This is a genomic window from Sphingomonas sp. R1 (assembly GCF_025960285.1).
Classification (GTDB): Bacteria; Pseudomonadota; Alphaproteobacteria; order Sphingomonadales; family Sphingomonadaceae; genus Sphingomonas.
Genome location: NZ_CP110111.1, coordinates 1,096,818 through 1,121,260, shown reverse-complemented (window position 1 = coordinate 1,121,260; position 24,443 = coordinate 1,096,818). Strand labels below are relative to the sequence as shown.

The 24,443-nt window shown below is 63.2% G+C and carries 29 protein-coding genes, 1 tRNA gene and 1 pseudogene; 14 read left to right on the top strand and 17 right to left on the bottom strand.

What is annotated here, in order from left to right; translation table 11 throughout:
- The first annotated feature begins 1 nt into the window (after window position 1).
- The 3 genes from OIM94_RS05415 (at window position 2) to OIM94_RS05405 (ending at window position 2,613) form a co-directional block, all read left to right on the top strand.
- Entirely contained in the window at window positions 2–418 is a 417-nt protein-coding gene (locus OIM94_RS05415; protein WP_264609840.1) for a cytochrome c-type biogenesis protein, read from the top strand.
- Complete coding sequence (locus OIM94_RS05410; RefSeq protein ID WP_264609839.1) at window positions 418–1,053, top strand: tetratricopeptide repeat protein; 636 nt, start codon at window positions 418–420, stop codon at window positions 1,051–1,053. Before OIM94_RS05415 ends, OIM94_RS05410 begins: the two co-directional genes overlap by 1 nt.
- A 189-nt stretch (window positions 1,054–1,242) precedes the next feature.
- The gene (locus OIM94_RS05405; RefSeq protein ID WP_264609075.1) at window positions 1,243–2,613 is read left to right on the top strand and encodes a radical SAM protein; all 1,371 of its coding nucleotides are present in this window, start codon (window positions 1,243–1,245) and stop codon (window positions 2,611–2,613) included.
- 47 nt (window positions 2,614–2,660) lie between these two features.
- On the opposite strand, the gene ald is transcribed toward OIM94_RS05405, so the two are convergent.
- A complete protein-coding gene (ald, locus tag OIM94_RS05400; protein WP_264609074.1) occupies window positions 2,661–3,767 on the bottom strand; it encodes an alanine dehydrogenase in 1,107 nt (368 codons plus the stop codon).
- A 137-nt stretch (window positions 3,768–3,904) separates the two neighbouring features.
- On the opposite strand from ald, the gene OIM94_RS05395 reads away from it, so the two are divergent.
- From OIM94_RS05395 to OIM94_RS05380, 4 genes are all read left to right on the top strand, one after another.
- Window positions 3,905–4,375 (top strand): Lrp/AsnC family transcriptional regulator, encoded by a 471-nt coding sequence (locus tag OIM94_RS05395; RefSeq protein ID WP_264609073.1) that lies wholly within the window; start codon window positions 3,905–3,907, stop codon window positions 4,373–4,375.
- Window positions 4,376–4,540: 165 nt separating this feature from the next.
- Entirely contained in the window at window positions 4,541–6,472 is a 1,932-nt protein-coding gene (locus OIM94_RS05390; protein ID WP_264609072.1) for a potassium transporter Kup, read from the top strand.
- On the top strand, window positions 6,469–6,975 hold the full coding sequence (locus OIM94_RS05385; protein WP_264609071.1) for a 2'-5' RNA ligase family protein: 507 nt from the start codon (window positions 6,469–6,471) through the stop codon (window positions 6,973–6,975). The genes OIM94_RS05390 and OIM94_RS05385 overlap by 4 nt, the downstream gene beginning before the upstream one ends.
- Window positions 6,976–7,016: 41 nt before the next feature.
- Window positions 7,017–7,093, top strand: a tRNA-Met gene (locus OIM94_RS05380).
- Between the two features lie 93 nt (window positions 7,094–7,186).
- On the opposite strand, the gene OIM94_RS05375 is transcribed toward OIM94_RS05380, so the two are convergent.
- The 8 genes from OIM94_RS05375 to OIM94_RS05340 form a co-directional block, all read right to left on the bottom strand.
- A complete protein-coding gene (locus OIM94_RS05375; protein ID WP_264609070.1) occupies window positions 7,187–8,221 on the bottom strand; it encodes a tyrosine-type recombinase/integrase in 1,035 nt (344 codons plus the stop codon).
- 10 nt (window positions 8,222–8,231) lie between these two features.
- Entirely contained in the window at window positions 8,232–8,426 is a 195-nt protein-coding gene (locus OIM94_RS05370) for a hypothetical protein (RefSeq protein ID WP_264609069.1), read from the bottom strand.
- A 25-nt stretch (window positions 8,427–8,451) separates the two neighbouring features.
- Window positions 8,452–8,574, bottom strand: a complete 123-nt coding sequence (locus OIM94_RS05365) for a hypothetical protein (protein ID WP_264609068.1) — start codon at window positions 8,572–8,574, stop codon at window positions 8,452–8,454.
- Window positions 8,565–9,035: a hypothetical protein gene (locus tag OIM94_RS05360; RefSeq protein ID WP_264609067.1), complete on the bottom strand. Its 471-nt coding sequence runs from the start codon at window positions 9,033–9,035 to the stop codon at window positions 8,565–8,567. The genes OIM94_RS05365 and OIM94_RS05360 overlap by 10 nt, the downstream gene beginning before the upstream one ends.
- Window positions 9,032–9,169, bottom strand: coding sequence for a hypothetical protein (locus OIM94_RS05355; RefSeq protein ID WP_264609066.1), 138 nt, complete (start codon window positions 9,167–9,169; stop codon window positions 9,032–9,034). Before OIM94_RS05355 ends, OIM94_RS05360 begins: the two co-directional genes overlap by 4 nt.
- A 126-nt stretch (window positions 9,170–9,295) precedes the next feature.
- Entirely contained in the window at window positions 9,296–9,598 is a 303-nt protein-coding gene (locus tag OIM94_RS05350) for an ogr/Delta-like zinc finger family protein (RefSeq protein ID WP_264609065.1), read from the bottom strand.
- A complete protein-coding gene (locus OIM94_RS05345; RefSeq protein ID WP_264609064.1) occupies window positions 9,595–10,086 on the bottom strand; it encodes a hypothetical protein in 492 nt (163 codons plus the stop codon). The genes OIM94_RS05350 and OIM94_RS05345 overlap by 4 nt, the downstream gene beginning before the upstream one ends.
- On the bottom strand, window positions 10,083–10,463 hold the full coding sequence (locus OIM94_RS05340) for a transcriptional regulator (protein WP_264609063.1): 381 nt from the start codon (window positions 10,461–10,463) through the stop codon (window positions 10,083–10,085). Before OIM94_RS05340 ends, OIM94_RS05345 begins: the two co-directional genes overlap by 4 nt.
- A gap of 83 nt (window positions 10,464–10,546) precedes the next feature.
- On the opposite strand from OIM94_RS05340, the pseudogene OIM94_RS20190 reads away from it, so the two are divergent.
- From OIM94_RS20190 to OIM94_RS05325, 4 genes and pseudogenes are all read left to right on the top strand, one after another.
- Window positions 10,547–10,666: pseudogene (locus OIM94_RS20190) on the top strand (helix-turn-helix domain-containing protein); the annotation flags it as partial.
- Between the two features lie 132 nt (window positions 10,667–10,798).
- Window positions 10,799–10,954, top strand: coding sequence for a hypothetical protein (locus OIM94_RS05335; RefSeq protein ID WP_264609062.1), 156 nt, complete (start codon window positions 10,799–10,801; stop codon window positions 10,952–10,954).
- Between the two features lie 318 nt (window positions 10,955–11,272).
- The gene (locus OIM94_RS05330; RefSeq protein WP_264609061.1) at window positions 11,273–11,620 is read left to right on the top strand and encodes a thermonuclease family protein; all 348 of its coding nucleotides are present in this window, start codon (window positions 11,273–11,275) and stop codon (window positions 11,618–11,620) included.
- A 393-nt stretch (window positions 11,621–12,013) separates the two neighbouring features.
- Window positions 12,014–14,371 (top strand): SIR2 family protein, encoded by a 2,358-nt coding sequence (locus OIM94_RS05325; protein ID WP_264609060.1) that lies wholly within the window; start codon window positions 12,014–12,016, stop codon window positions 14,369–14,371.
- A gap of 216 nt (window positions 14,372–14,587) precedes the next feature.
- Here the strand turns inward: OIM94_RS05325 and OIM94_RS05320 are convergent, their stop codons facing one another.
- Window positions 14,588–15,649: a hypothetical protein gene (locus OIM94_RS05320; RefSeq protein ID WP_264609059.1), complete on the bottom strand. Its 1,062-nt coding sequence runs from the start codon at window positions 15,647–15,649 to the stop codon at window positions 14,588–14,590.
- A 102-nt stretch (window positions 15,650–15,751) separates the two neighbouring features.
- Here OIM94_RS05320 and OIM94_RS05315 point away from each other — a divergent pair, with 102 nt between their 5' ends.
- The 3 genes from OIM94_RS05315 (at window position 15,752) to OIM94_RS05305 (ending at window position 17,846) form a co-directional block, all read left to right on the top strand.
- Entirely contained in the window at window positions 15,752–16,090 is a 339-nt protein-coding gene (locus OIM94_RS05315) for a hypothetical protein (protein ID WP_264609058.1), read from the top strand.
- A gap of 731 nt (window positions 16,091–16,821) precedes the next feature.
- Window positions 16,822–17,397, top strand: a complete 576-nt coding sequence (locus tag OIM94_RS05310; protein ID WP_264609057.1) for a hypothetical protein — start codon at window positions 16,822–16,824, stop codon at window positions 17,395–17,397.
- 17 nt (window positions 17,398–17,414) lie between these two features.
- Window positions 17,415–17,846, top strand: coding sequence for a hypothetical protein (locus OIM94_RS05305; RefSeq protein WP_264609056.1), 432 nt, complete (start codon window positions 17,415–17,417; stop codon window positions 17,844–17,846).
- A gap of 166 nt (window positions 17,847–18,012) precedes the next feature.
- On the opposite strand, the gene OIM94_RS05300 is transcribed toward OIM94_RS05305, so the two are convergent.
- Genes OIM94_RS05300 through OIM94_RS05270 form a run of 7 tightly spaced genes read right to left on the bottom strand, consistent with a single transcriptional unit; the run spans window position 18,013 to window position 24,435 of the window.
- A complete protein-coding gene (locus OIM94_RS05300; protein ID WP_264609055.1) occupies window positions 18,013–19,026 on the bottom strand; it encodes a contractile injection system protein, VgrG/Pvc8 family in 1,014 nt (337 codons plus the stop codon).
- On the bottom strand, window positions 19,023–19,412 hold the full coding sequence (locus OIM94_RS05295; protein ID WP_264609054.1) for a phage tail protein: 390 nt from the start codon (window positions 19,410–19,412) through the stop codon (window positions 19,023–19,025). The genes OIM94_RS05300 and OIM94_RS05295 overlap by 4 nt, the downstream gene beginning before the upstream one ends.
- Window positions 19,409–22,237 carry a phage tail tape measure protein gene (locus tag OIM94_RS05290; RefSeq protein WP_264609053.1) on the bottom strand — a complete coding sequence of 943 codons (2,829 nt, stop codon included), beginning with the start codon at window positions 22,235–22,237 and terminating at the stop codon, window positions 19,409–19,411. The genes OIM94_RS05295 and OIM94_RS05290 overlap by 4 nt, the downstream gene beginning before the upstream one ends.
- 1 nt (window position 22,238) lies before the next feature.
- Window positions 22,239–22,367 (bottom strand): GpE family phage tail protein, encoded by a 129-nt coding sequence (locus OIM94_RS05285; protein WP_264609838.1) that lies wholly within the window; start codon window positions 22,365–22,367, stop codon window positions 22,239–22,241.
- 8 nt (window positions 22,368–22,375) lie between these two features.
- Window positions 22,376–22,684, bottom strand: coding sequence for a phage tail assembly protein (locus OIM94_RS05280; RefSeq protein ID WP_264609052.1), 309 nt, complete (start codon window positions 22,682–22,684; stop codon window positions 22,376–22,378).
- A 40-nt stretch (window positions 22,685–22,724) separates the two neighbouring features.
- Window positions 22,725–23,231 (bottom strand): phage major tail tube protein, encoded by a 507-nt coding sequence (locus OIM94_RS05275; RefSeq protein WP_264609051.1) that lies wholly within the window; start codon window positions 23,229–23,231, stop codon window positions 22,725–22,727.
- 37 nt (window positions 23,232–23,268) lie between these two features.
- Window positions 23,269–24,435 (bottom strand): phage tail sheath subtilisin-like domain-containing protein, encoded by a 1,167-nt coding sequence (locus OIM94_RS05270; protein ID WP_264609050.1) that lies wholly within the window; start codon window positions 24,433–24,435, stop codon window positions 23,269–23,271.
- Window positions 24,436–24,443: the final 8 nt, after the last annotated feature.

Here is a 24,443-nt window from a genome sequence, read left to right as displayed (position 1 = left end):
CATGCCCCGCACGCCGAGCCTGCTGCTGCCGATCGCGCTGCTGATCGCCGGCACGGCGCAGGCGGACTCTGCCGTGCCGGCATCGACGCTCGCCTACACCCAGCTGGCCGATCCCGCCCGCGAGGCGGAGGCCAAGGCGCTGATGGAGACGGTGCGCTGCCTTGTCTGCCAGGGCCAGAGCATCGCCGACAGCGACGCCGACATGGCCGGCGAGATGCGCGCGTTGGTGCGTCAGCGTATCGCCGCGGGCGAGCGGCCCGCGCAGGTTCGGGCGTGGCTCATCGAACGCTATGGCGACTATGTCACCTACGATCCGCCGCTCAGCTGGGTGACCGCCCCGCTGTGGATCGCACCGCTGCTGCTGCTGGGACTTGGCGCGCTGCTGGCGCGGCGCCTGTTCAAGCGGAGGGCGACGTGATGGGATGGCTGGTCTTCGGCGGCCTTGTGCTGCTCGGCGTTGCGCTATTGCTAATCATTCGCTTTCCGATCCGGCTCTGGACGGTGCCCGCAACGGCGGTGATGCTCGCCGGCGCCGGCTATGCCTGGCAGGGGCAGCCCGCGCTTCCGGGCCATCCGGCGGAGGGCGTGGCGAAGTCCCGCCCCCTCGACCCGGATCTCATCGCGGTGCGTGAAGGCCTCTTCGGTCGCTTCAATTTCGACTACAGCTATTTCATGGCCGCGGACGCAATGACCCGCGCCGGGGCGCCGCATCTGGCGGCAACGGTGATGCTGGGTGCGGTCCGCAAGGCGCCGACCGATGCGGGGCTATGGTCGGGGCTCGGCCTGGCCCTCGCCGAGCATGACGGCGACCAGCTCTCCCCCGCTTCCCGGTTCGCGTTCGCGAAGGCGGCCGAGCTCGGACCGCAGCATCCCGGACCGTTCTTCTTCCATGGCATTGCACTGGCGCGATCGGGCGACGTCGAGGGCGCGCGCCGCGAATGGGGGCAGGCGGTGCAACGTCTGCCGAAGGGCGCGACCTATCGTGACGACATGATCAAGGTGATGCTCCGGCTCGACCCCGGGCTCGCGGCGGCCGCGATCCCGGCGAAGTGAGGACCCGACGGCCCTGACGCCCGGTAACCGTTCTATAACGAACGGGAGGGCGCCGCGCGTGCCCGAGGGGCAGAACGGGACGTCCACACCATGCATATCGCTCAAGGCAACGCTGCCGAGCTACTCGAAAACCAGGCAATCGAACGCGACCAATCAGCCCTCGCGCACGCCGAGGAAATGCTTTGGGTAATGCTCGAGGACCTGCTGAAGCCGGATGACCGGCCGGAGCTCTGGGCGGCGTTTCCGCAGTTTCTGCAGGCGCTGCCGCTCTTCTCCACGGTGGTGCGGAATGCCCATGCCAGGGTGTTGGCCGGCATCGCAAGCGTCGACCGGCCCGTTGCCGTGGCACTCGATGTCGTTCTCGCACTGTGCGACGTGCATGAAGGGGCGCCGGCTGCGGCGCTTGCACGGCTGACCGATCTCTACACCTCCGAAAACGGCTCGGCGATGGTGGAGGGCGCGCTGTTCTACGTGCATGGTCGCAACGAGCCGGACAACGCCAAATATCAGCTCGAAGGGCGGTTCTGTACCAAGCCGTTCGTGGAGCTGCACGTGCTCGAAGGGTCGAGCCATCAATGCTGCGCAAGCTGGTTGCGCAAGTCCGCGGGCGATCTGGCCGATGCCGAATGGGAGGATGTCTGGAACTCTCAGGCGGCCGAGGAAGTGCGGGCGAGCATTCATGACGGCAGCTTCCGCCATTGCAACAAGATGGGCTGCCCGGCGATCCAGTCCGGAACGCTGCCGACCAGGGAGGCTGCCGCGGCACAATGGCCGGCGCTTGCCGGGCTGATCGCGGAGCGCGAAACGCGGATGCCGCGGGGCCCGGAGGACGTGAACCTTTCCTATGACCTGACCTGCAATCTTTCCTGCCCGAGTTGCCGAACGCAAAAGATCGCCGCCGACGCGCACACCCGACAGCGATATGACGCAATGCAGGAGCGGGCGGTCCTGCCAATGCTGCGGGACGCGCGCACCGTATTGATCACGGGCTCGGGCGACCCCTTTGCCAGCAAGAACTTCCGCCGACTGATGGAGCGGCTGACGCCCGAAGACTATCCCGACCTGAAGTTCAAGGTCATGACCAACGGCATGCTGTTTACCCCGCGCGAGTGGGCGCGTTTCCCCGCGCTGCACCGCCGGACCCACTATTTGCAGATCAGCCTCGACGGTGCGTCCAAGGAAACGCATGAACTGCTGCGTCGCGGATCACGCTGGGAGGTGATGCAGGAAAACCTCCGCTTCGCCGCCGATCTGCATGCAGACGGGCTGGTGGAGCCCCTGTTCCTGACCTTCACCGTCCAGGCCGAAAACTTCCACGAGATGGGCGATATGGTTTCGCTGGCCGACGCGTTGGGCGCCACCGGCGTCTATTTCGGCAAGATCACCAATTGGGGGACCTTCTCGCCGCAGGTGTATGCCGCAAAGGCGGTATTCCTGCCGACCCACCCGCGCCATCGCGACTTTCTGGCGGCGATGGCGGATCCGCGGCTGCGTTCCCCCAAGGCCAATCTCAACAACCTCGTCGACTTCCTGCCCGCGGAGCGGACAATGGCCGCCTGAACGGCAAGCGCCGCCCGGGCAAGGGAATCCCGGGCGGCGCTGCTTTGTCAGCCTGCCCAGGCTTCGAACGGCAGGTCGAGTGCGTCGGCCACCGCTTGGTGACGGATCTTGCCGCCCGACACGTTCAGTCCGTTGGCGAGGTGGCGGTCGGCCTGCATGGCGGCTTCCGCACCCTGATTGGCCAGCTTGAGCACGAAGGGCAGCGTGGCGTTGTTGAGTGCGAAGGCCGAGGTGCGGGCGACCGCGCCCGGCATGTTCGCCACGCAATAGTGGATCACGCCGTCGATCTCGAAGACGGGATCGTCATGGGTGGTCGCACGGCTGGTCTCGAAGCAGCCGCCCTGATCGATCGCGATGTCGACCAGCACCGAGCCGCGCATCATCGTCTTGAGCATGTCGCGGGTGACGAGCTTGGGGGCCGCCGCGCCCGGCACCAGCACCGCGCCGATCACCACCTGCGAGGTACGTACCGCCTCGGCGATCGCGGCCTTGCTGGCATAGGCAGTCTTGATCTGGCTGCCGAAGTGCATGTCGAGTTCGGCCAGACGCTCGTTGTTGATGTCGTAGATCGTCACGTCCGCGCGCTGGCCGGTTGCCATCTGCGCGGCGTTGATGCCCGAAACACCGCCGCCGAGGATCGCCACCTTGCACGGTGCCACGCCCGGCACGCCGCCGAGCAGTTCGCCGCGGCCGCCCTGTTCCTTCTCGAGATAATGCGAGGCGACCTGGACCGACATGCGCCCCGCCACTTCGCTCATCGGCTTGAGCAGGGGGAGGGCGCCCGAATTGGAGGTCACCGTCTCATAGGCGATGCAGGTCGCACCCGACGCCATCAGACCTTCTGCCTGCGGCTTGTCGGCAGCGAGGTGGAGATAGGTGAACAGCAGGTGGCGCGGCTCGAGCAGGGCGATTTCCTGCGGCTGCGGCTCCTTCACCTTCACGATCATGTCCGAATTGGCGAAGACGGCGGCCGCATCCGGGGCGATCTGTGCACCGACCGCGGTGTAGGCGGCGTCGTCGAAATCGATGCCCATGCCGGCGTTGGTTTCGACCAGCACGCTGTGGCCGGCATGGACCAGCTCCGCCACCGAGGCGGGGGTCAGGCCGACGCGATATTCGTGATTCTTGATTTCCTTGGGCACACCGATGCGCATGGGAGCTCTCCTAGCGTTGTTGTGGCCGCAGCCTAACCCAGATGACCGGCGGGAATCCCTGCAAAGTCAGGTGCCCTCTCCGCCACCGACTGCATGAAACTTGCGTGCTGGCGGCTGATACGCGACTATTATGCGGAATGGACCGAATCGACACAGCAATCCTCAAGCTGCTCGCCGCGGATGCGCGCGCGCCGGTGAGCCAGATTGCCGCGAGCGTGGGCTTGTCCCAGTCCGCGTGCACGCGCCGCATCCAGGCGCTGGAGGGGCAGGGGCTGATTCGCGGCTATGGCGCGCGGCTCGATCATCGCCGGCTGGGGTTTCGCGTGACGGCGCTGGTCGACATCACGCTGGGGACGCAGGTCGAGGAAGACCTGGCGCTGTTCGAGGCCGCCGTGGGCCGAATCGACGGGGTGGTGGAATGCGCGCTCGTTTCCGGCGGGCAGGACTATCGTCTCAAGATCCTGTGCCGTGATCTCGACGACTATGAGCGCCTGCACCGTGAACATCTCGGCCGCCTGCCGGGGGTGGTCACGATCAACAGCAGTTTCGTGCTGCGCGAGGTGCCCACGCGCGGCGAGGGTGATGCCTTGTTCGCCGCGGCGCGATGATTGTCTTCCCCGAACGGAACAGGGCAGAGGCTGATGCGTCTTTGGCCCCTGACACGCTTGTTGATAGGGCATGTTGCACATGCTAACGGCCCGCATCCTGATGATGATGAGAACACAGGTCGCTATGGCCAGGTCGGTTCGCTCCCTTCAGCGTCAGTCGCACCGGTGAACGCCGCCGCGACCGGAGACGCTGCTGCGCTCCCCTCCGATTCGGAACCTCAAGGCGGGCATGGCCACGGCCAGGACCCGACGTGGAAGCTCGCCATCGGTGCCATCGGCATCGTGTTCGGCGATATCGGCACCAGCCCGCTCTACGCGTTTCGCGAGACCTTCGCGAACGAGCATCACGAACTGCCGCTGGATACGCCGCATGTGCTCGGCGCGATCAGCCTGATGTTCTGGTCGATGATGGTCGTGGTGACGCTCAAGTACGTCACGATCATCATGCGAGCGGACAACAAGGGTGAGGGGGGCAGCCTCGCGTTGCTTGCTTTGATCTCGGGCCGTGGCGGCCAGCGTCGCTGGACCCAGGGGATCGTGCTGCTCGGCGTGTTCGCCACGGCACTTTTCTACGGCGATTCGATGATCACCCCGGCGGTGTCGGTGCTGTCCGCGGTGGAGGGGCTCGCCGTCGCCGCGCCGGGCTTCCACCGGCTGGTGGTGCCGATCGCGGTCGTGATCCTGGTCATGCTGTTTTCGATCCAGCGCACCGGTACGTCGCGTGTCGGCGCGTTTTTCGGCCCGGTGATGATCGTCTATTTCGTGATCATCGCCACGCTCGGGGTGATCAGCATGGTGCAGACGCCGACGGTGCTGCAGGCGCTGTCGCCGCACCATGCCGTGCACTTCTTCACGCTGGACCCGCTGCGGGCGTTTCTGGCGCTCGGCTCGATCGTGCTGGCGGTGACGGGGGCGGAGGCGCTGTACGCCGACATGGGCCATTTTGGCCGGAATCCGATCCGCGTTTCCTGGCTGTGGTTCGTCCTTCCGGCACTGATGATGAACTATATGGGGCAGGGCGCGCTGCTGATCCGCGATGCGGAGGCGCTGCGCAGCCCCTTCTACCTGCTCGCACCGGAGGCGCTGCGGCTGCCGCTGGTGTTCGTCGCCACCGCCGCTGCGATCATCGCAAGCCAGGCGGTGATCTCGGGCGCCTTCTCCGTCACGCAGCAGGCAATCCAGCTGGGCTTTGTCCCGCGGCTGCGAATCGACCACACCAGCGCCGCCACGGCGGGCCAGATCTATATCCCGGTGATCAACTGGGCGCTGATGATCATGGTGATCCTGCTGGTGCTCAGCTTCCAGACCTCGTCCAATCTCACCGCGGCCTATGGCATCGCGGTGACCGGCGCGATGCTGATCGACAACTGCTTGCTGGCAGTCGTCCTGTTCAACTTGTGGCACTGGAAGAAGCGCTACGCGATCCCGCTGCTCGCGATCTTCTTCACGGTAGACCTCGCCTATTTCGCGGCAAACCTCACCAAGGTGCCCGATGGCGGCTGGTTCCCGCTGATGGTGGGCTTCCTCATCTTCACGCTGCTGACCACCTGGGCGAAAGGCCGCAAGCTGATGATCGCACGGCTGCGCGAGAGCGCGATGCCGATCCAGATCTTCATCGAATCGGCCGCCAATGCCGCGACCCGGGTGCGCGGCACCGCGGTGTTCATGACCTCCACGCCCGACGGCGTGCCGCACGCCCTGCTCCACAACCTCAAGCACAACAAGGTGCTGCACGACCGGGTGATCCTGCTGACCGTGAAGATCAGCGACGTGCCCTATGTGGCGGAGGACAAGCGGTTGGTGGTGGAGGATCTCGGCAAGGGTTTCCATCGCATGATCCTCTATTACGGCTTCATGCAGGAGGCGGACGTGCCGGCGGCGCTCAAGTCGGTCGACGCCTGCGGCGCCGAGTTCAAGATGATGGAGACCAGCTTCTTCCTCGCCCGCCAGACGCTGCTGCCGTCGTCGCGACCCGGCATGATGATCTGGCGCGAGAAGCTGTTCGCCTGGATGCTGCGCAACGCCGAAAGTGCGATGGAGTTTTTCCGCCTGCCCACCAACCGCGTCGTAGAGCTGGGCAGCCAGGTGGAGATTTGAGCGGCGCGCCGCTGATCGTGACTGCCCTGTTCGGCAAGTCGGACCAGGCCTGGTTCGACACGCTTCGTCGCACGCATTTTCCGCCGGAGCGGAACCAGCTCGACGCCCATCTCACGCTGTTCCACCATCTTCCGCCCTCGGTGGCGGAAGAACTCAAAAATCGGCTGTCGCGGGAGACGCGCGGGGTGCGGGCGCCGCGCGCGCGTGTGACGGGGCTGATGTCGCTGGGGCAGGGCGTCGCCTATCGAATCGAGGCACCCGAGCTCGATGCGATTCGCGCAGGCCTGCTCGAAGCGTTCGCCGGGCTGCTCACCCCCCAGGATGCCGGGCGCTGGCGCCCGCACGTGACGGTGCAGAACAAGGTCCGGCCGGTGCTCGCCAAGGCGCTCCTTCGAACGCTCGAGGCCGATTTTTCCCCCAAAATCGTGGAAATCTCGGGGCTTGCCAGCTGGTGGTACCGCGGCGGACCATGGGAATTGCATTCGCGCCACATGTTCGCTTGACGGATCGCGCGCACCGACATAGATGGCCCACCTCGCTTCGGGGCGGAGTAGCTCAGTTGGTTAGAGCAGCGGAATCATAATCCGCGTGTCGGGGGTTCAAGTCCCTCCTCCGCTACCATCCCCAAGCTTCTGATTTAGCCGGTAAATTTCCGAGTTGAATGAGGGGGCTTGGGCGACGCGATTGCGCCAGTTGGGCGTTCAGTTGGGAAAATCAGCCGCTTTCGAGCTTCCGAATTGCCGATTCCGCCAGTGCGGGATCGCGGCTGAGGTAGTGCGAATCGAGGATCTGGTGGACGTCGCGGAGCGAGTGCCCCGTCACGGTTCCGATCTCGGGCGGCGTCGCTCCGGCCAACGCAAGTCGCGTCACCGCGGTGCCGCGCAGATCGTGGAAGGTCACGCCTTCAACTCCGGCCACGATGCACGCCTTCCGCCAGGAGGCGCGGAAGCCGCTCTCCGTCCAGGCTGTGCCGCGTTCGGTGAGCAGGATATGCTCGCTCGCCGCCGGGCTGCGCGCGTCCCTCAGTGCATCCAGGCGCGCCTTCAGCGGGGATCCCACGGGGATGATCACCCGCGTGCCTGCCTGGCCGCGTTTCCGCCGAATGGTCTTCCGCTGGATCAGGCGCAGCGTCTTGCCGTCATACGCCCCCCAGGTGAGCGCGAGCAGGTCGCCCTGCCGCTGTCCGGTCCACAGGGCCAGCGCGAGCGCCAGATGCAGGTGTGCCGGTGCCTTGGCGTAGAAGGCGTTCTCGATCTCCGCCGACCAAATCTGCTCTGATCGAAAAGCACGATAGACACGGCCGCCGTTGCGGCAGGGGTTAGCAGTGACCAAGCCTCGGTCCAGCGCCCAGGAGAGCACGCGCGCCAGCACCGAATAGCTATAGTCTGCTTGCCGGCGGGACTGATTCGCCAGCTGATCGCGCCAGGCCATGAACTCGCCGCGCGTGCGGCGGTCCTCAAGCGCGGCGTTGGGGAAATCGCCATAGGCTTGATCGATGATCCGCAGGTGCTTGGCGTAATCGGCACGGGTCCGCGGTGCGAGGTCCGTGAAGGCAGTGCTGTCCTGAAAGGCATCTAGGAGGGTGCGCAGCACCGGCGGTGCTTCCCGACGTTCCTCCTGATGCGCGCGGCGATAGCTCTCCATGAACTCAGAGGAGCCGGGTTCGCCCTCCAGCCGGGGGCCGCCTTTCCAGGCGTAATAATAGGTTACGGTCTCACCGGACGCGAGCCGCTTGCGGATGCGGTTCACCCCCTTCAGCTTAACCCGCATCGCGGCTGGCCTTCCATGCATCGAAGGGGCTCGCAGGCGCCGTCTCGTCGGCTGCAGCGGCGTGGAACAGGATGATCCGGCCATCGGGGCCGATTTCCGTTCGTGCGATCTCCAGCCCGCCCTTTCGGGAGGCGCGGATCGCGCGAACCAGATCGGCCTGGCGGAACGTGGGGCGTGCGGCCATCAGCCTTCCCTTGGAGGTCCGCCGATCAGCGCCGCGCCGCCTGGGCGCGGGTGAACAGCAGAACGAGCTGGAGGGGGACGCTGCACAGCGCGGCGCAGACGATCAGGGTGACGAACAGGGCGCGGCCCATCATGGCGATCAGGCGCATGGCCGGCCTCCCTGGCTGCAGGCAGAACAGCGATCCTGCTCCACCCAACGGCAGCAGCCGCCATCCGCATCGGCGCAGCGATCGTGCGCCGAGCAGCCGCAGCCGTGGCAGATGCGCGGGTGCCGCTGCTGCGGCTCTTCCGCGAGCTGCCAGTAGACCGCCGGATCGAACGGGAATGCATGCAGCAGATGCGCGATGGTCGAGCGGTAGAGCGCGGTCCGGCCGGGGGTCTCAAGCCGTCGGAGAAACTCCTCGGCGCGTCGCTGGTCGGCGCGGCTGTCGATCAGGCGAGTGGCGGCCTCGGCGATGGAGAGGCCGGCCGCCGTCCGCCGCAGGCGGAGATAGTCGGAGGGCGTGAGCAGGGGAGTTTCGGACAGGCCAGGCCAGAAGCTGGGCTGCAGCACCGAGGAAAGGGGCGGGCGACGCCGCGCGGGCGCACGTAGGGCCGGATGCAGGATCATCGCGCCGCCCCCCAAAGCGCGACCAATGCTATGGCCACCAGGGCCGCGAGCAGCCAGTGGCGCGCGCGATAGAGCGGATGGCGGTTCCAGCGTGGGCGCCGGCAGATCGTGCAGCCGCAGGCGATGATGCCCATGGGGCGGCGCGGCGTGGGGGCGTTGGCGTGCATCGGCATGGCTACCTTTCAGGCAAGGATGGGTGTTGCCCGGCGCGGGTGCGCCGGGATGCGGACAGGAATGGGGAGGGGGCTGGGCGGGCGGTGTCAGCCGCCGGCGGTGTCGGCTGCCTCCGGGGGCGATTCATCGTCGTTCGCCGGGGGACAGGGCGCGTCGTCATTGGCAGGCTCTCGCCATTTGCCGACGGGTAGATGCAGCGCCGGGTTCGGCTTCAGGCCCCGGATCACCAGCCGCACGGCGATGATCTGAACGACGAACGCGCAGCCGCATTCATCGTTATTGCAGAGCATTCGTGCCTCCCGGACGGTGCTGGTGATCTGCTCGCTGGTGCGGCAGGTCACCCCGGATCCGCATTCCGGGCAGCGGAAAAATCGGTATCGGCTGGTCATCGGTTTCCCTGCATCATTGGTCGCTGCTCTGCGCTTCGGCGAAAGATGGCGCCCAGGCGGCGCGAGAGGGAGCCGATGGACTGTGCGGCCTCCTGCGTCTCCTGCATGGCGCGCAGCACCGCCATGCGGCTGGCGCCGGGCTGGCTTGCCTGCAGGCTGTAGGAGACCGCTTCGCCCGCTTCCTTTGCCAGGCCGGCAATGTCGCCCACCAGCGCGCGGGAGCAGGCTGCGAGTTCCGCGGCCGCCGGATCGACCATGCGGCCATAGCATTCGAGCAATGGCATCGAGGTGCCACCCGCCGCCACATAGGCGCGATCCAGCGCGGCGGCCTGCGCCAGCGTGGGCGTGGTCGCCATATCAGGATCGGACCATTTGTAGATCGTCCGGTCCCCCACGCCTGCGGCGTGCGCGGCACGGCGTACGCCGAGCTTTTCGGAGATCACTGTGACCGCTGCCGACCAGGTGCCGGGGATGCGGACCTTCGTCATGCTCGTACCTCTGCCGAGGGGGAGGGGATGGGGCTCCGGTCGACCATGGCCGCCGGAGCCTCCGCCGCAGTGCGACCCGCGGGGTTATCGGAGAAGTGGTAGGCGTTCGATGCTGGCGCGGGATCGCACGCGACGCGGCACGTCGGCACGGCTACCTCGAGATTGTCCGGATAGAGGTCTGGGCGGAGCAGAGAGCGGGAGACGCCGGTTGCCTTCTCAACCAGCAACACATGCTCTGCAGGAAGGTGCTTCCTTCTCGAAAGCCACTTCCAAACAGCGGTCTGCGACACCGCGCAGATTCGTGCGAGGGCGGACTGCGAGCCTGCTTCGCCGATGGCAAGGCGCAGAGCGATATGAGGGGTGACGCTTTCAGCCATAAGTCTTCGCTAAAACTTAGGTGGTAGACTGTCAACCTATAAAGTTTTGTAGAGGTCTACAACCAAAGGTGTAGCTTCCTGCTATGTTCTCCGCTGATAGGTTCCGATCACTTCTAGCCGAGCACGGCCTGAGCCAGTCCGAGCTAGCCCGTAGGATCGGGATATCTCAGACCGCAATCAACAAGCTCGCGACTGGCGGTGCGTATGGCACGAAGCACATACATCTGATTGCGCGCGCGCTGCGAACGTCCCCTAGCTTTCTGCTAGGGGAAACAGACGATCCAGCGCCAGACGCGCCAATCCTCGAGCCTGAGCGGCCGATCCAGTTTGTCACCATGCAGGTCGCACTTCCTAGTGAGGACGCGCTGACGACGATGTTCGAGGCGCTTCTGCATATCGTGCCGGCAGATGCGACCGAGGCCGAGCGCGCGCGAATCCTTGCTCGGCGCTTGCCAGCTGCGCTTTCGCAACTTCGAGATCTCTCGCGCTGACGCGCCCAGGATGCAGCGCGCGCTCCCGGTGCAGCTGCTCCAGCTCACGCCATAAATCGTCGCGCAGCGCGGCGAAAACCGCACAGGAAACATCACAAATCTCGCATCCATGCGCGCAACCTGGCGTCAGCCGGAGCGGCGGCTTGCACATCAATCTTGCTTCCCTGCTACCATGTTCCTAATTTGTTCCGATACTCCTCCCGCTGATGTGTAGGAAACCCGAAAAATATGCATAATGATGAATGGGTTGTGACAAGGTGCTACGCTTGTTGCCGGGTTCGGCTGGTGCAACATCGCGATACAGTCTAGCCGCCGCGCATGATCGCGCTAACGCTTATCTCCGCCGCTTACCTATGCATTGCCAACGTGCATGATGGCGACACCGTCCGCAGTTGCGGCGGCGAGCGCATTCGCATCTCCAACATCGACGCGCCCGAGCTGCGCGGCAGTCCGAAATGCCGAGATCGCCGCCGCCACGGATGGTGCGACTATGCCCTGGCGGCGCGAAGCCGGGACGAGCTCGAGAGGTTTCTCAAAGCGGGGAGGGTAATACTCCGGCGGGAGGGCAAGGATCGATATGGCCGCACGCTCGGAACGCTGTCGGTAAACGGGCGTGACGCCGGGCGCTATTTGATCGATCGGAGGCTCGCCCGAGCTTGGCAATGAAGGGGGCGCCCGTGTTGTGACGTTCGGCGTTTTGAGCCTTTTCCTACAATTCCGCAGCGGAAGGATCTCCCGCCGCTGTCAACGGTCACATTTCGCGAAGACAATGCAGCACGGCCGAGGCTGGGACTTTTCTGCCATTCCTAAGCGGTGTGTCGAACGGCCGGTCTGGCCGGGAGCCGACATCGGGCGCTCGCCCGACTGGCACTGCAGAATGACGAAGGGTATTTTTTCGCGGAACGTCCCCCCATAGCTGCTAGAACAAACCAAACTGTCCTTGATAAAACAGCCGAGTCTGCCGTTCCCGATAACCCTTGGTTGACGACCTGCCTCAAAACCGGCTCGCGTGTTAAGTTTCGGGGGGGTAAGCATCGCCTGCATCATGGGAGATGAAGCTTGCCGATCGAAACACTGGATCCAGAAAACTCCGTCCTTTTTCTTGGATCAGGCTTCTCGGCGGACGCAACCAACATTGCGAGCGAGAAGCTCCCTGCAGGGCAGCCCTTGTTGGAGCGGTTGGCCGAAGCGATCGGAGAATCTCCGAGAGACCACGATCTGAAATCAGCAGCGGATGCCTTCGCGCATCGCTTCGACGTGAGTCTTTACGACATTCTATATAACACCTTCACGGTTTCGTCCGTATTGGACTATCAGAGAGACATTATTTCTCTCCCATGGGCTCGTATTTATACTACTAACTACGACGACATGGTTAGCTTAGTAAAGGGTGGCAGCTATCCGATCTTCACTTTCGATGATGAAAGGCCGAGGAATTTGCCCCAATCCTTTGCAGTGTACTTGCACGGATCGATACGGAAGGCGACAGAGAAAGACGCCGAAAGGCAATTGATCCTAAATAGTCTATCCTACGACGTGATCACTCGCGAACATCCGACCTGGTTCTACGAGTTTCAACGAGATCGCCGGACCTTTGATGCCTGCTATTTTATGGGGTTCAGCCTCGGCGATCACCATATCACTGGGTTGATGGCTGCAGGCGAGACGTCCGCAAGGCGCACTCACTTCATCACGCGCAACCCGCCCAGGCAGCAACTCGTAGAAAGAGCGCCGCCTTATGGGGAAATCGTACCGATAGGCTTCGACGGGTTCGCCGATTTGGTCAAAACGCTTCCACCATCGCCCAAACCGGCGAATCCGCGATCTCTCGAGTCCTTCAAGTTCCTGCAGCGAGGCATCGACGCAAAGCCGCTCGTCGACCCCACGCCGGTCGAGATCTTCAATTTGGTGACATTTGGCAACTTCAACCAAAGTCGCTTCTTTAACACCGTCCGCGATGATAGCTACGTAGCGAAGCGCGGGAAGAGCGTTGAGAGTGCGCTCGCCCTTCTCAGCACTAACAAGACAGTGCTCGTCCTCTCAAGGCTCGGGAACGGAAAGACGATTTTTACGTCTGTCTTGGCGCGAGACGCCAGCGAGAATGGCTACAAGTGCTATTTGTGGCGGCGTGCCGGGAAACGCCTTGCACAAGACCTTGAAGTCATCCGAGCCGAAAGGCAGGCGCTTATCATCTTCGACGATTATGACGCCGCCATCGACAATATCGAGCGCGTCTCTGCGGGTGTCCCTGACGCGAAGTTCGTAGTGACGATGCGCTCCGGGCAACAGGACGTGCGCCTGCATGAGGTCTTGACCAAGCTCCCGGAGCCGATGAAGCGGGTCAATCTTGATCTGTTCTCCGATGAGGACAAAAAGCAGTTGCACAAGCTCCTCGACCGTGCCGGCGCGCGAACGGGTCAGTTCGACGACATCATCTCTAACTCCCGAGAAGTACGGGAAATCGTTACACAGCTGTATAATCACGCGCAAATTCGAGAGAAAATCTCCGACGCTGTCGCGAAAGCCTCCAGCGAGTTGGTCCAGATCCTCGCGCTCGCATCGCTCATCAAATGGGCTGGCGTGGAGCTCGACGATAGCGACTTACAGGAACTTGCCCAATGTGACGTCTACGGAGAACTGAAAAAATCTGGCGGTCTGGGCGCCGATTTCCTGAGCGGGGGCGACGATCGGGTCGAGATGCGTTCCGCGTTGCTCTCCGAATATCTCCTCCAGAGGATCTTAACACCGAAGCAAGTTCTCGACGCCTGCTACACGATCACCATCACGTCTACGCGACGGCGCAGGGAGCGTGTCCATCGTCTGCTGGCTGGCGTGCTGATGAAGGATTCGACGCTCAAGCGTTTCCTCAAGTTCCATGCGGGAGTCGATCAATTTTTGGACGGGCATTATACGCGCCTATCCAATGACACGGCGGTAAACGATGAGCCGCTCTTCTGGCTTCAGTATGCAATTTTCATGAAAAGAACTGGCAAGGTCGCGAAGGCTCGAATGTTCCTAACTACCGGATACGATCGGGCGAGCAAAATACCGGGATTTAAGACATACCAGCTAGACACCCAGGCGCTGAGTATTTACCTTCTTGAAGAGATTGAGAGCACCTCGCCTACGGTTGAAGGTATAGAGGACATTGTCATTTCCATTAAGCTGGTGTCGGATATGATTTCCGAACAAAGCCATCGCCAATATGCCATCGAGGTCATTGGCGAAATTCCGGCGTTCGTCGATGCCCGTCAGCACGCGCTCGAAAACACGGAGAGAGTCGCGCTAGTTTTTGAGCTCAACCGCACAAGCATTACGTTAGCGGCTCTCCCTGCCGAAGATAAAGCTTATTCCGGCTCCGATATTGTGCGCGCGAAGTTGGAACAGGCGATTGCAAAACTGGTTCAAACTACATGACGTAGAGATTCGTATGCGATGGCCCCGAAGGCGGGGCTGCCCAGCAGGCTCACATGACGTGAATGGCCGGTTTCAGCGGAAGCTGTCGTTGCCGCGGCAATCTTGGCACGACTGGATCTGGTCGGGTGCTGCCGGAACCCGTGCTGAGGCATGTCGCAATCCCGCGCTATGCCCGGGCCACGAATCGACGTTAGATTCGAGCACGCTGGGAATGACCTACGCCGCAGCATCCGATAGGGCCGCCACAAATTGAGCACCAGCGCGGCTGAACCGGCGCAGTGAAATGACCCCCGTGCGGTCGAGTTCGATGTCAGTTTGGCCGGCTGCCGAGTTTGTGTGAAACAGCCAAGTTTGACCGTTCTGCTCAACTCTCCCCTTGGTGATGTTGTGTACGCTTAATGCCTGCTGCGCACTGCCGATGTAGTCGCGCAACAGTTTCTCGGCCTGCGCACCTTTTTGGCCGGCATAGCCGCCGTTCTCGATTATCTGCTGCATCGCCAGGGAACTGCGCGTGAAGCCGACGCTTTGCCCTGTCGCCAGCCAATTGCGGATGGCCGTGTTCAACTCGGCCGCCCCGACGAAGCCATCGACTTGCGGGCAGTCCAGCGCGGCAAATGTGAGTGGTAGTAAGGTGTCAACCGCAGCGGCAATCGCCTCGGCGCGACTCTCGGTGTCCGCGAACGTTGCTGCCGAGGCGGCCCAATAGCTGATGCATGCGCGGAAATAATCGACAAACTCGCTCGCGCTTTGCGCCCTCGCGGCGGCAAAGGTCGCCGCTTCTTTGTTGAGGCTGGCACTCGACGCCAAATCTTGTTGTAGCGCCACGATTGCGAGCTGGTCCTCCAACCCCATCGCCTGAAACGCGGGAGCAGTACCTACGCCCAAGGTGGACAGCATCGCGGCGCCATCAGCAAGCATGCGCTGTGTGCATAGGCCGTTCGCATTTAGAGTAGCGTTGAGCGCTGCGTCGCGAGGAGCTCCGTCACCGCCAGCCTCGGCATGGGCAAGCGTGCGGAGATCCGGCGCGGGAACCGACATGAGCTTGAGCGGACTTACCAAGAGGCTGAGCCGCGGCAGCAATATGAAGGGCGACCCGTGGATTGCAGACTGGACAGCCATCAGCAGGTCGACTTCGTCTCGGAAATCGTAGCTAGCATGGAGGGTGCCAATGGCCCATTCGAGCCACTGCGGTCCGCCCTTGATGAAGGCGAGGACCTGGCGTCCGCTTTCCGACAACGTCGCGCTCTGCAGAACCCGGCTCGCCATGCGAACGGTCATGAATCAGTGCTCCTTAGTATTAATAGCGTTGGTGGCCTGAATGTGTCGTGATATATGTGTGTCTCTCTTTATTGGTACATTGATTACGTCTGATATGCACGATTGAACCAGCCTATTTGGCGCTTCGGCATCGCAAAATGGGCCGCACGTGTTCTAGAAATACAATTCAATCGTGCGATGAATTTTTCAATTCAAAATGTCAAATTTATAGAATTAGATATCTCGAGGATTGGTGACATGGCACAAGATTCAAATGGTGACGATATGGCGAATGCGTTAAATGAGATTCAGAAGAAATTGAAAAATGTAGTGAATGAAGTAGCTGCGAAGGACAGTGCAATAAATCGTGATGTTATCGTAGGTGGAAATGACATTTCTCAAGCGAATGGTGATTACATTTTGGGCAAAATTAAGGGTCCAATTGCTAGGCTATTTGATTGAATTTTTGTGAAGGGCTACGGTTCGTAAGGGTCTAGCTTTAAAGTTGTTGTAAAACCTTCGCGGTCGACGGAGATGTTTGCAGCGCTTTTTTCGATCGAGCAACCAGGTGAGACTTTGGACGAACGTGCTCGACTCTTAGCTCAGTTGCTGCCAAGCGCGCTTGCGTAGCTTCAAGCGCAAATCCCTGTTCAAGATTTGGCCTTCGCGCATGTTCGCGCGCGAGCTTTCCGACTTGAAGCCAAAGAGCGTCGCGCGCGGTAGGCAAGCGCCCTCACTGTAGGAAATGGCGAAATAGGCTTCTATCTCCAGGGGGTGGGCTGAAAGGCCTGACGCCCTAGGCGGCGGACTGATAAGGCCGCACGTTGTTCGCCAGGCCCTACTGATGAAGGTGAGGGTTCGTGTCGATACCAGCCCGCTGCGTGTCAGTCGCAGCAACAACCTTTTCCGTCGTTTTGTGCGCGTCGCCCCCTCGCGGATCTGCGATCGCGCTGACGGCGAGCAGTGCGTACGCAACCAACGCAATGAGGTACGCGACCGCGATAGCGAGATAGCAGATGGCATGCATTGGACGTCTCCTTATTTGGGCGTTCGGTGCCCACGGTGGAGAAAAGCCCATTTCGCGTCCGAAAATCGCCGGGCTGGAAGCAAAATATTTATTTCGCGATGGCAGCGAGAAATTTCGCAAAATTGACTTTTAAGGATAAGATGCCGCTGCCACAGGGAGGTGAACGGTGCCTGATGATCGTGATCCGCTCCGACCATTTTGGGTAATTCTTGAAAAGCGTTTCCGGGTGCTCGCTGTGTTGATGCGCCGTCGCTTTCAAGTTTCCTCGATCCTTCATGAAACAGACGACTGCGTGCAAATCGCATTATTTGCTGCGCAGAAATTTTCTGTTCGCCGAAAAATCGAGGAGGGAACGGCATTTGCGGTGAGCAGTGAGTTTCTCGAAGAGTGTGTTCGATACGGACTCAAGTCCATGCGAAACGCCCTGCTGGCGGAGATGAGCACTCCTTATCCGGCCCTCATGCCGTTTTCTGTTTCAGACATGGATGCGGACGGCGACCCAATTCTTGATCTACCAGACCTTTGTGCCCACACCGATCTGCAAGCGGTGGCGCTCGACTGGGTTTCACGGATGCGGTCCCAATCGAAATCAGCCACATTTCAGCGGATGCTCGATGCTTTCGTTGAAATGGTAAAGGATGGTTTTCCGAATATTAGCGTTCGGGACATCGCGGACCGAGCAAACGTTGGAGACAAAGATCTCTATAGATTCAAGAGTATTGTAAAAGGTACTCTAGAATAGATCAAAGGATCTAGGTTATGAGCGAGCAAGATCGTAGCAAATCCATGGCTTATTTCAACATTCATCTGAATGTGAAATTTCCTCAATTGGATGTATCAGAATTTGATGCGGCATTTGATGATTGTTGGTCAGCGGTATGTGCCGCTGACGATAAGGAGCTAGATGACATTTTATCTTCATTGGACTCTGTAGGTTATAAAATCGGTTATTTCAAAAATGCAGCGTGCAACCAGCAGTACGCTCCAACGTATCGGCCCGCTGAGGATCATCTGAAGGAGATACTTAACGCAATCACTGATGGTGCACAACAAATGAGCAAGATGCAAGGAATTGCTCCCCGAAAAAATAAGAAGCCCATAAGCACTTTACCAAGAGCAGAAGATGACGATCAAATCTTGAGTAGGCGCATGTTGGATTTTCTTAATCAAAGGGAGAAAGGGAGTATTTGAAGGCAGTAGTGGAAGGCTGATCAATCATAAATAGCTTTACAATTTCGACGAAAAATGTAAATTGAACGTTTGGTTTAAAAATTCTCGGGGTGAATATATTTTTGAGGTTGCGAATTATCGCTGGTGATACCTTGAGTAATCGAGGAAAATCGCCAGCGATACAGCCTCAGGAAGCCCTCATGATGCGTTGTTCAAGTTTCAGGTTAGTAAATAGACCGACTCGATTATCTAGCTGGTGTCTCACCTCGCAAATCAACCAAAGCTGCCCGTCGATGTCTGCCTTGTAGCCTATGGCCCTAGCTGGCAGCTCCGGAGAAATCTCAGCACGCCCGAGCGATAGATCGAGTTCGAGCCTGCGCGGCGCGCGGCCGGCCCGCTTCAACTCCGCGGTCGCCGCTCGCCGCGCCTCCGCCTCGCTGGCGTAGACGCGGGATAACTTCCGCTCAGCGCCGTCGCCGCTGCCAACTTCCACCTTCTTCTTCCGCGCGCCTTTCCGATCGTGCCATTCCGCCACCACCTTGCCGGCTGCTTCTCGCTTCTCGACGCGATAGCTGTGCCGATCGCCGTTGCGACGACGGGTGGTGATGGCGGGCAGGGGCTTGCCGGTGGCCGTGATGCCGGCGCCGATCGGCGCGAAAATGAGACATCCGGCCTTGATGGTGGCAACTGCATCGTGTTCGCGCCCCAAGCGGCGCAGGAACGCAATATCGCTCTCGCGCTCCTGCGACAGCGCATTCAAGGCGATCGATGCCAAGGGGGGCGCGCAGCGCGCTTCCAGCTTGTTTCGGCCGGCTAGGGCCTGCACGACGGCGCCGATCGTCGTGGCGTGCCAGCTCTGCTCGCGGCGGGTGGTGAGACTGCTGGCGAAGTCCGCGGCGCTGGCTTTGATGACGAGGGTGTCGGGCGGCCCGGAATGCTCCACCTCGTCCACCTTGAACCGGCCCTTGTCGACGAGGCCGATCGCCACCCCGGTGCCGGCCTTCCAGCCCAGCTCGACGGCGAGCACCGCGCCCTCCGGTGGCAGCGCGAGCTTGCCGTCGCTGTCGTCGAGCACCAGGTCGAGCTGGTCGGCATCGCCGCCGCGCTTTTCGGTGATCGTCAGGCTGATCAGTCGTGGCCGGATCTGCGGCGAGAGATCCTTGCCGTCGAGCGTGATGCGAAAATCGGGCGTTGGCGTCATGCGGCAATGTCCGGAGACTCGAGCAGATCAATGCCGAAGTCGATCTGCCGGGGCCGGCCGTCGGGCAGAAAATGCCGGTGTCGTTCGTCGATCGCGGTGATTACGAAATTGCCGAGCACGTTGCCCAGACCATCGACCAGCGGCCAGTCCTCGCCCTCGGCCGCCATCTCGATCAGCTTGTCGAGCGATACGCGGCCGTCCGCCAGCTCGATATGGGCGCTGCCGGATAGCGTGACCGTCTCCAGGGCGGCGCCGGTGAACTGGATAGCGTCCTTCGCACCCACGCGGCCATTGCCAGCGAAGTGCCAGGCACGCTTTCGCTGCAGCTCGTCATAGGAGAGCGTATCGATCGCAAAGACGAACATGCCCAGGCTGAGCAGCTTCACAGATCATCTCCGTCCGGTCGATCGGCCATGGAGCCGCGGCGCGCGGCGGCCGCACGGCGGCGGAGCAATTCCTCGAGCTGCTCGCGCACCAGGCGCGCCAGGGCGCGTTCGTCCTGGCCGGGTTGCTGCTGGATGATGATCGCCCCCGGCGCGATCGTGAGCGAGATCGCCTCGGCAGGCGCGGGGGCGGCGGCGCGCGGCGCTGTCGCCGGCACCGGCTGCGCCGCCGCCGTTCCGGCCGCCAGGGCCGCGCTGCCGGTCGCGATGGCGCTGGCAAGGCGCTCCATCGTTCCGATCTGCGTCCGCCCTACGAACGCGGCGATCTGCGCCGTGATCCGGTCGAGCCTCTCGGGGGCCGGGTCGCGCCTGTCAGGCGCCGCAGTCGGCGGCAGGTTGCGCGCGGAGACTGCGGGCGTCGCTAGCTGCAGCTCGGTGGGCACCGCGATCTGCACCATAGGCGCCAGCTTGAGCGCGGGGAGGGCGGGCGCCGCCACGTTCAGGGTTTCGGGCACCGGCACCTGCACCCTGGCGGGCGTTGCCGTCTGCAGCGGCGGCGGCAATGGTGCCCGGGCGCGGGCCATGGCTGCGGTTATGCTGCCGGCCAGCCGGTCGATCCGCTCGACGGGCCTGTCCTGATCGCGAGCGAGGCCCTGATCGAGCCCCTGCATCATGAACCCGCCGAACGAGGCGAATACGCGGGAAGGCGAGTGGATGCCCAGCTTGCTCTTGAACCAGCTCGCCGCCGCCGACGCGGCATTCACGATGGTATCCTTGAGCCGCCCGAGCATGCCGGAAATGCCGGTGATGATGCCGCGCACGATGTCGCCGCCGGCCGTAATCATCTGCTGCCCCAGCGGCCCGCGCATCCACACGAGCAGCGCCATGAAGCCCTGCACCAGCAGCCCCTGCGGCGTGAAATTGAGCAGTATCCGGCCGACGAACTGGATGGCCGACCAGGTCGCGGATTTGATCCCCTCCCACAGCCCGGCGAACCATGTGGAGATCGCGCCCCAATTGGCATAGATCGCATAGGCCGCGGCGCCGAGCGCCACCACGCCCAGCACAACGCCCCCGACAATGCCGATCAGCGGCAGCATGCCCACGCCGAGCAGGGTCGCCGTTGCGGACAGGGCGGCGAACGGCGCAACCAGGCCGGCGATCAGGATCGCGCCGCCGCCGAGCACCAGGAACAGCGCCGCGAAGGCTGCGGCGCCCACGGCCAGCGACCGCGCCAGGCCGGGATTGGCGGCGGTCCACTGGATCACGCGATCGGTGAAGGCATTTGCCCGCTCCAGCACGGCGTTGACGGTGGGCAGCAGCTTGGCGCCGAGCGTGACGGCGAGTGCCGTGCCGCTTACCTGCAGCCGCCTGGTCTGCTCGGCCGAGTCCTTCATGCGCTCGGCGAAGTCGCGGTCGGTGGTGCCGCCTGCCGCCAGCGCCTGGGCGCGGATGCGGCGATATTCCTCCATGTTGGCGATCAGCGGGCGCAGGCCCTGCTGCACCTGGGCATCCTCGAACAGGTTGCCCAGCTTCGACATGTCGCCCTTGAGCGTCTTGTTGGTCAGCTCGGCAATGGCTTCGAGCGGCGTCTTGCCCTCGGCGTATAGCTTCTTCAGCGCCTTGGGCAGATCGACGCCCATTTTGTCGAACGCGCGGACGGTCGCGGGCGAGCTGATCTTCTGCAGCACGTTGGCGACGTTGGTCGCGGCCGTGGCGGAATCGCCCGCACCCTTGCGCGCGATCTGGAGCGCGGCGGACAGATCCGCGACGGCGCCGACGCCCTTCTGCCCGAGCGCCTGATAGCCGGCGCTCAGCGTGGGGAAATACTGCGCCATGTCCTTCATCTCGAAGGCGCCGGCCTTGCCGGCGGCGGCCATCACGTCGATCGCGCGGGCAGTCTGCTCGATAGGCACCTTGAGGTTGTCGAGATTGGCGAAGCTGGCGGCGGCCAGGTCGGCGATCTCCGCCTTGTAGGCGGTTGCAGCGCGGCCGATCGGCGTGATCATCTGCACCGCCTTGGTGGGATCGAGGCCGAAGCCGCTCAGCACGTCGACGCCCTGCTGCAGGCTCTCGGGCAGCTGGTTGGCGGCGCGGGCGGCGGCGAGCAGCCCTTCGCCCATCTGCGCGGCCTTGGCGCGGGTGAGGTCCGCCTTCTGGGCGATGTCCGTCATGCCCGATTCGAACTGCTGCGCGGCGACGACGGCGCCCACCAGCGGCGTGCCAAGCGCGCGGCCGGTCTCGATCGCGGAAAAGCCGCTGGCCGCCATGCCGGCGGCGGTACCCTGCGCCGCGCCGAAGCGCTCGCGCGCGGCCGACATGCGGCGGGCACGGTCGCTGGAATGCTGCAGCCGGCGGGTCTGCTCGACCAGTTCGTCATTGGTGCGGGCGATGGCCTGGCGGAGGTTGCGCTCGTGCTGCACCAGGCCGCCGGCGCCGAGGCCCGCTTCGCGCATGCGGGTGCGCAGGCGCTGCAGCTCGGCGCTTTCGCTTTCGTGGCGGGTTTTCAGTTCGGCGGCGGAGCGCTTGGCGGCCTCGAAGTCGCGGGCGAGCTTGCGCGTCGGGTTCTCGGCCGCCTGAATGTGGCGCGCCAGCTCGGCCACGCGGGTGCGGGCGGCGGCGAGCTGCTGCTCGGTGTCGCGCAGGCCGGTCTTGAGCGATCGGAACGCGGCCACGTCATTCTGGGCGCGGTTGAGGCCGGCGAGCTGGTCGCGGGTCTGCTGCAGCGCGCGGGAGGCGCGGCCCGAGCCGCCCGCAATGTCGCGCAGCGGCCGGGATACCTTGTCGCCGGCTTCCAGTACCATGCGGATGCGCAGGTTGCGGTCCATCTCAGTCCTCGATGCCGTTGAGGGCCTTCAGCCGCTCGATCGCGCGGGCGTGCCAGCCCATCAGCTGGGACACGCTCATGCTGTCCATGACGGGCGGCTGCCAGTGAAAGACCGCCGCCACGTCTGCCATCACGTCTTCTACGTCGTTGGGGAGGCCGGCTTCGCCGCCTTCGGCAGCAAAAAATCGACCACCTCGGTGCCGAACTGAAGAAGGTCGCTCGGCGCCATGGCGTCCACGAACGGCTTGAGCAGCACCGGCGCGGTGATGCGGGGCGCGAGCGTCTGCAGCGAAGCGACATCGAGCTGCAGCAGGTTCTGCAGCGCCAGGCCGCGCAGCTCGCCCGAGCCGGGCTTGCGCACGGTGATGGTGGTGCCGGCGGCGATCTTCTCCTCGCCTCCGACGGTGATCGCTTCGTCCAGGATGAAGCTGCTGGTGATTGCGGACATGGTAAAGCCTTTCGATTAGGGGAAGGGAGCGGCGCGCGGATCAGGAGACCGCGGCGGTGATCTCGGCCAGGCGGTCGACGCCCGCGACGCGGTGCACGCCGGCCAGCACATCGATCTCGATGGCTTCCTGCCCGTTCCAGTCGAGCCGGTAATAGACGAGGGCGAACTTGCATTTGAACTCGCCGCCTTCGCCCATCTTGGCTTCGCCGAAGTCCAGCTCCTCGTACCGGCCGCGCACGATGATCTCGATCGTGTCGACCGTGCCGGTGTCTTCCTGCTGCCAGGCGCCGGAGAAGCGGAGATAGGTGCCGGCCAGGCCCGGCAGCGCGTACTGGCGCAGGATGGACAGATCCGGGCCGCCGAGGGTGAATTCCATCTCCATCGGCTCGGCGCCCATGTCGAGCTTGACCGTGCCGTCCATACCGGCACCGCGATACTCTTCGAGCTTGCGGGCCAGCTTGGGCAGGGTGACGCTGCTGGCGGTGCCCTTATACTCGTTCCCTTCCGAGAACAGGTTCATGTCTTTCAGCTTGCGGGGGAGGGCCATGGTTCAGCCTTTCGAGACGGGAGCGGGAAGGGGGCGATCAGGCGGCGACGGCGGCCGCGAAATCGGCGAAATAGCTGTCGGTGATCCGCTGGTTGAGGCCGAGCGCTTCGAGCGGCGGCACCGGCGTGTAATCATAGTCGATGGTCAGCTTGCCGGCCTTGAGCTGATCGGTCGGGTTGCGGGTCGCATCGAACCACGCCTTGCCGCCGAGGATCTGGCCGGCCAGCGTCATCTGGCGCAGCTCGCCGTTGATCGTCTCGACGATGTCCTTGGCGAGGCTGGGGCGCAGCGGCTTGTCGATCGCCCACATCATGCCGTTGCCGATGGTGTCGAGCAGCACCTGCGCGGTGCGCGCCGCGCTCTCGAAGGCGAAGAGCGGCTCGCCCGAGCAGGTGCGCGAGCCCCAGATGCGGAAGCCGCCGCCGGCACGCACCAGCGCACATACCTGCGACTCGTTCAGCAGATTGGCCTCGCAGCCGGAATCCTGAATGTCGAACTGGATGTCCTTGGTCAGCCCGATCACGCCGTCGACCGCGACGTTGCTGATCGTCTTGTGAAAGCCCTGCTCAAGGTCGATCCGCGCGCGCAGGCCGAGCGCGCGGGCAACACCGTAGCTCACCACGGGCGCGCCACTGGTCGCATCGGTGGCATAGAAATCGGGATAGACGAGCATCAGCTCGCGCGCGGTGAAGTTCGCCCGGTACCCTTTGGCCGCGCTGATGTCGCTGCCGATCGCCGCGGCATAGACCATGGCGCGCAGCTTCTTCGCCACCACGACCAGCGCCGTGGTGACGGCCTGGGTATCGAGGCCGGGGCAACCGAGGATACGCGGCTTCACGCCGAGCTGTGCCTCGGCGGCGAGCAGGGCCTGCATGCCGGCCTTGATGCCCTGGGCGTTGGTGGTGCCGATAACATTGGCGCCCAGCTCGCCGGCATTGGCGCCCTCGGCCACGCGGACGATGACGATCGGGCAGCGGACCTGGTCGGCAATGGCGCGCAGCGCATTGGGCAGCGTGCCGGTGGCGCCAGCATTGCCGAGCGCCGCTTCCGGATCGGTCACGAGCACCGCCTTGTTGAGCGGGAAGGCTTCGGCCTTGGCAGCGGGCGCGGTGACCACCATGCCGATCACTGCCGTCGCGGCGGCAACCAGGCTGCGCGTGCCGGTGCTGACTTCGGTGAGATTGATGCCGTGCTGAAATGCCATGGGCGGTC

Excerpts from the sequence above, each read along its gene's own strand:
- OIM94_RS05405 (WP_264609075.1), top strand. The coding sequence starts at position 1,243 with ATGCTCGAGGACCTGCTGAAGCCGGATGACCGGCCGGAGCTCTGGGCG.
- OIM94_RS05335 (WP_264609062.1), top strand. The coding sequence starts at position 10,799 with ATGCAGGTCGCACTTCCTAGTGAGGACGCGCTGACGACGATGTTCGAG.
- OIM94_RS05285 (WP_264609838.1), bottom strand. The coding sequence starts at position 22,367 with ATGGCAGACGTGGCGGCGGTCTTTCACTGGCAGCCGCCCGTCATGGAC.
- OIM94_RS05395 (WP_264609073.1), top strand. The coding sequence starts at position 3,905 with ATGGACCGAATCGACACAGCAATCCTCAAGCTGCTCGCCGCGGATGCG.
- OIM94_RS05340 (WP_264609063.1), bottom strand. The coding sequence starts at position 10,463 with ATGGCTGAAAGCGTCACCCCTCATATCGCTCTGCGCCTTGCCATCGGC.
- OIM94_RS05410 (WP_264609839.1), top strand. The coding sequence starts at position 418 with ATGGGATGGCTGGTCTTCGGCGGCCTTGTGCTGCTCGGCGTTGCGCTA.
- OIM94_RS05330 (WP_264609061.1), top strand. The coding sequence starts at position 11,273 with ATGATCGCGCTAACGCTTATCTCCGCCGCTTACCTATGCATTGCCAAC.
- OIM94_RS05280 (WP_264609052.1), bottom strand. The coding sequence starts at position 22,684 with ATGTCCGCAATCACCAGCAGCTTCATCCTGGACGAAGCGATCACCGTC.
- OIM94_RS05355 (WP_264609066.1), bottom strand. The coding sequence starts at position 9,169 with ATGGGCATCATCGCCTGCGGCTGCACGATCTGCCGGCGCCCACGCTGG.
- OIM94_RS05270 (WP_264609050.1), bottom strand. The coding sequence starts at position 24,435 with ATGGCATTTCAGCACGGCATCAATCTCACCGAAGTCAGCACCGGCACG.
- OIM94_RS05345 (WP_264609064.1), bottom strand. The coding sequence starts at position 10,086 with ATGACGAAGGTCCGCATCCCCGGCACCTGGTCGGCAGCGGTCACAGTG.
- OIM94_RS05275 (WP_264609051.1), bottom strand. The coding sequence starts at position 23,231 with ATGGCCCTCCCCCGCAAGCTGAAAGACATGAACCTGTTCTCGGAAGGG.
- OIM94_RS05350 (WP_264609065.1), bottom strand. The coding sequence starts at position 9,598 with ATGACCAGCCGATACCGATTTTTCCGCTGCCCGGAATGCGGATCCGGG.
- OIM94_RS05365 (WP_264609068.1), bottom strand. The coding sequence starts at position 8,574 with ATGCGCCTGATCGCCATGATGGGCCGCGCCCTGTTCGTCACCCTGATC.
- OIM94_RS05415 (WP_264609840.1), top strand. The coding sequence starts at position 2 with ATGCCCCGCACGCCGAGCCTGCTGCTGCCGATCGCGCTGCTGATCGCC.
- OIM94_RS05360 (WP_264609067.1), bottom strand. The coding sequence starts at position 9,035 with ATGATCCTGCATCCGGCCCTACGTGCGCCCGCGCGGCGTCGCCCGCCC.
- OIM94_RS05300 (WP_264609055.1), bottom strand. The coding sequence starts at position 19,026 with ATGACGCCAACGCCCGATTTTCGCATCACGCTCGACGGCAAGGATCTC.
- OIM94_RS05320 (WP_264609059.1), bottom strand. The coding sequence starts at position 15,649 with ATGACCGTTCGCATGGCGAGCCGGGTTCTGCAGAGCGCGACGTTGTCG.
- ald (WP_264609074.1), bottom strand. The coding sequence starts at position 3,767 with ATGCGCATCGGTGTGCCCAAGGAAATCAAGAATCACGAATATCGCGTC.
- OIM94_RS05290 (WP_264609053.1), bottom strand. The coding sequence starts at position 22,237 with ATGGACCGCAACCTGCGCATCCGCATGGTACTGGAAGCCGGCGACAAG.
- OIM94_RS05305 (WP_264609056.1), top strand. The coding sequence starts at position 17,415 with ATGAGCGAGCAAGATCGTAGCAAATCCATGGCTTATTTCAACATTCAT.
- OIM94_RS05370 (WP_264609069.1), bottom strand. The coding sequence starts at position 8,426 with ATGGCCGCACGCCCCACGTTCCGCCAGGCCGATCTGGTTCGCGCGATC.